The 3,099-nt window shown below is 57.8% G+C and carries 5 protein-coding genes; 1 reads left to right on the top strand and 4 read right to left on the bottom strand.

Annotated elements, in window-relative coordinates:
- The coding region (locus tag L810_RS33430) for a transposase (protein WP_063625756.1) at positions 1 to 283 on the bottom strand (283 nt) is incomplete at its 3' end.
- A 156-nt stretch (positions 284 to 439) separates the two neighbouring features.
- Here L810_RS33430 and L810_RS33425 point away from each other — a divergent pair.
- Positions 440 to 1,168 (top strand): hypothetical protein, encoded by a 729-nt coding sequence (locus L810_RS33425; RefSeq protein WP_042977199.1) that lies wholly within the window; start codon positions 440 to 442, stop codon positions 1,166 to 1,168.
- 156 nt (positions 1,169 to 1,324) lie between these two features.
- Here the strand turns inward: L810_RS33425 and L810_RS33420 are convergent, their stop codons facing one another.
- The 3 genes from L810_RS33420 to L810_RS48175 all read right to left on the bottom strand — a co-directional run.
- Positions 1,325 to 1,957 carry an ATP-dependent DNA ligase gene (locus L810_RS33420; RefSeq protein ID WP_257009014.1) on the bottom strand — a complete coding sequence of 211 codons (633 nt, stop codon included), beginning with the start codon at positions 1,955 to 1,957 and terminating at the stop codon, positions 1,325 to 1,327.
- A gap of 7 nt (positions 1,958 to 1,964) precedes the next feature.
- Entirely contained in the window at positions 1,965 to 2,567 is a 603-nt protein-coding gene (locus L810_RS33415) for a uracil-DNA glycosylase (protein ID WP_051392363.1), read from the bottom strand.
- A gap of 48 nt (positions 2,568 to 2,615) precedes the next feature.
- Positions 2,616 to 3,099, bottom strand: a 484-nt coding sequence (locus tag L810_RS48175) for a DUF7255 family protein (protein ID WP_218921749.1), incomplete at its 5' end; no start/stop codon positions are given.

Below are 3,099 nucleotides of genomic sequence, written 5' to 3'. Positions count from 1 at the left end.
CGACCTCCAGCGTCTTCTTCCCAAGTAGCCGTTGCAGTTCCTTGATTTCCTTGATGGCGGCGGCCAGCTCAGATGCCGGCACAACGGTTTCGCCTGCCTTCACCGCCGCCAGACTGCCTTCCTGGTATTGCTTGCGCCAGCCGAACACTTGGTTGGCGTTGACGCCGTGCCGACGTGCAACGGCCGACACCGACGCTCCCGGCTCCAATGTTTCCTGCACGATGGCGATTTTTTCTTGCGCCGTGCGCCGACGACGGCGCTCCGGCTCGGTCAGAATTTCGATGCTTTCCACGTAATGACTAGGCTTACTGATAGGCACAAGACTATCCCTTATTTTAAGAGAGTCCTCGTGTCCTCAGATACGTGGGGCCGCTCCAATTGCAGTTGTACCATGCGGTTGCGCAGGCTCTTAATGGCGTATCCACCCACAGGAACAGAAATGACTTCTCGTTCTACGAAGCGCAATGAATGGGGCTATTTTCAGTGGTGGCCGGAGGCCTTCACTGGATGGGGTATTGCTCTAAAGACCCACGCAGTCAAGGTTCTCAACGGCACTGCGACGACTCGTGCCCTGAGATACGACGATCGCGATTCTGACGTCAAACCATACGAGTGGATGACTGCCCTGGAGGCTTCAGAGTCGCAGAAAATTCCCGATGCGGTCGCCTGTGGCATGGTCTATGTTTTGCCGCGGGTAGATGGCTACACCGACTGCTCACTTTCAGGTCTTCGGTGGGCGTCAGATGCTGTCTCTGATACCGACGTCGCTCAAATGTTGGCGTTTTTGGAACAAACTGCTGACGTCTCCGACTTGCTCCAGCGTGGCGATCTTTGCTTCGTCTGGCTGTGGGAACGACGGGAAGGTTCGGAAAAGGGCCTTGGCGCCAAGGTACTAGAGGCTGCATTGGTCGATCTAAAAAAGCGATTCAGGGGTCTTAAAACACTGATCGTGAGTATGGTGCCGGCGCCGGCTGGACCGGACGGGCAACGTACCGTAGCTTCGCCACAACAGGCCAGCGCAGCCTTAAGAACCTATCTCGAACAGGCGGGACTTCATGCGCGGTTCGGTGATGGTGCGCAACTTCGCTTCATTCATCCCAAAGAGCGCTCCGAAATGGAGACGATCGCGCAACTTGGCATGGCCGATTTCATTGATCGGCGCAGTTGATTGACTGGCCTAGGTGTCGGCCGACCAGGAAGGAATAGCGAAAGATTGCGGCGAAACGGACAGATCCGTCGCGATAACGCATGCGGTACCCGTCGAACTTGAATAGCACCTTTTGCGGTGTTGCCTTTCAAGGCAATTCAACGTTTTCCTCGTCATTCAAATGGCGCGGTGAAAGCTGCCGGCAGTCACGGCGCCTGGCCGCTTGATCTTGATCCAGTCTGGCGACTCGCCAGCGACATAGGCACTGCCAGCCCGCTTCGCAACGATTCCCTCCAACTTCAGGCCAAGCACTGCGCTGTAAAGCCAATCGCCGTCATCAACGCTGTCCACGAAGAGAATGCCTGCCACGCCGCTGAGCAGCTCGCGGAGGCGAGCCCATCGTTCTTCGATGGGCATCGCCCGTATATCGTGGCCGTTATGCACCAACAGATCGAATGCACAGAGTGCAACTGGATCGGCCCCACGATACCAACATCGCCGCAGAGCACGCGCGTGCAATCGGTTGAAGTCCGAACGGCCCAACTCATCGAGCACGCAGACTTCGCCGTCCAGTATGTTGGTACCAGTCGGTAGTCCTGATAAGGACGACACGAGTTCTGGAAACCAGGCCGTCGCGTCCATGCCCCCGCGCGTTTTCAGGCCGACGGGCGCCGTCGCAGCCAGCATGCGGTACCCATCATATTTCAGGCTGTAATGCCATGTGCCCGTGCGCGGCAGCGACTTGCTGCGTTTCGCCAACATTGGCTGCACGTCCGCTAGCGTAATGACCTTGGCAATGTGGCGAGGCATAGTTTTCCTATAGCTCTGACGCAGCTTCTGCCCACTGCTGCGGTATGCGATCCCACATGGCGCGATTGGGGCCTTTCACCAGCGGCCCTGGGTGTGCGGATGTGAAAATTCGCAGGTTCAGCGGTCGGATAACGCGTGCCGCCCGCTGCGCTTTGTTCCCCACAAGTACCACCGTGCGGATGCGAGGCAGAAGCTCAAGCAGGTTCCGAAGTTCCTCTACTCCCTCACCAACCTCACCTGTAGCAATATCTCTCGTGCGGTTCCAGCCGGGAATCGTGTTCCAAAGCAGGGTGCGCTTGCGGTCGATACCAGCCTGCTGCATGAAGCAAAACGTGGCCTCTGCCGTCGGGTCATTGTTGTCGCGCGAGATAAAGCCGGAGCCCTTCCGCTTGTGCTGCGGTGACGTCATCGGCCCTGGCTTTTCGAGAAGAAACAGCATATCCGCTTCGACGCCTCCGTCGAGTGGGTCAAATTCGGGAAACTCCCATTCTTGGTACTGGTCCCGCAGTCGCGCAACGTACGCAGTCAGCGTGGCGACGTGCAATTGACCGAGCATCGCCCGACGAGCCGCAATCGCGGCTGGATCGCGCAATGCGCGCGGAGCATCCATGTGTACGCCTGGCAAATCGTTTCCGTCTGTCGCCATCGCCGTTTTCCACTAATTTAGATGCCCGCCGGCTCGGCTCTCGATGAGAGCAACGACCGCGGGAGCCGCGTCATATTTGAATCGGCCATCGAGGATATCCCCTAGTAATACACTGGCGCTTCCCACCGTTACAGTATCCCAGATCGAGACGCGCGCCACGCGCGTACCTACCATGTCAGGTGCTAAGTCTTTCAAAAAGTCGTAGAAGGCTCGCTGCTTCCAGCGTGGCGCTCCCGGTGCTTTCAGGTCACCGAGACGCGACGCGGGACCGAACTGATCGATCGTGCTCGGGCTAGACCAGAATTTCCCGAAAGCAGGGCACTTCGACTCGTAACGCTCGCAATAAAGTCGGTAGTTCGCCAGAGGAAACGCGGGCATTTCGCCATAACATGTCGATTCGAGCGTGAGTGCGCGATAGCGATTGAAGTGCTGCTCCTCGTCGAGCTCGATTGCGACGTCGCCGACTTCTATGTCGGGGTCCCCTTGATTTTCATGC

Origin of the sequence: Burkholderia sp. AU4i (assembly GCF_000466765.1) — a bacterium.
In the GTDB taxonomy this organism is placed as follows: Bacteria; Pseudomonadota; Gammaproteobacteria; order Burkholderiales; family Burkholderiaceae; genus Burkholderia; species Burkholderia cepacia.
Note: the sequence above shows the minus strand (reverse complement) of the source record. Positions and strands in the feature narration are given on the sequence as shown.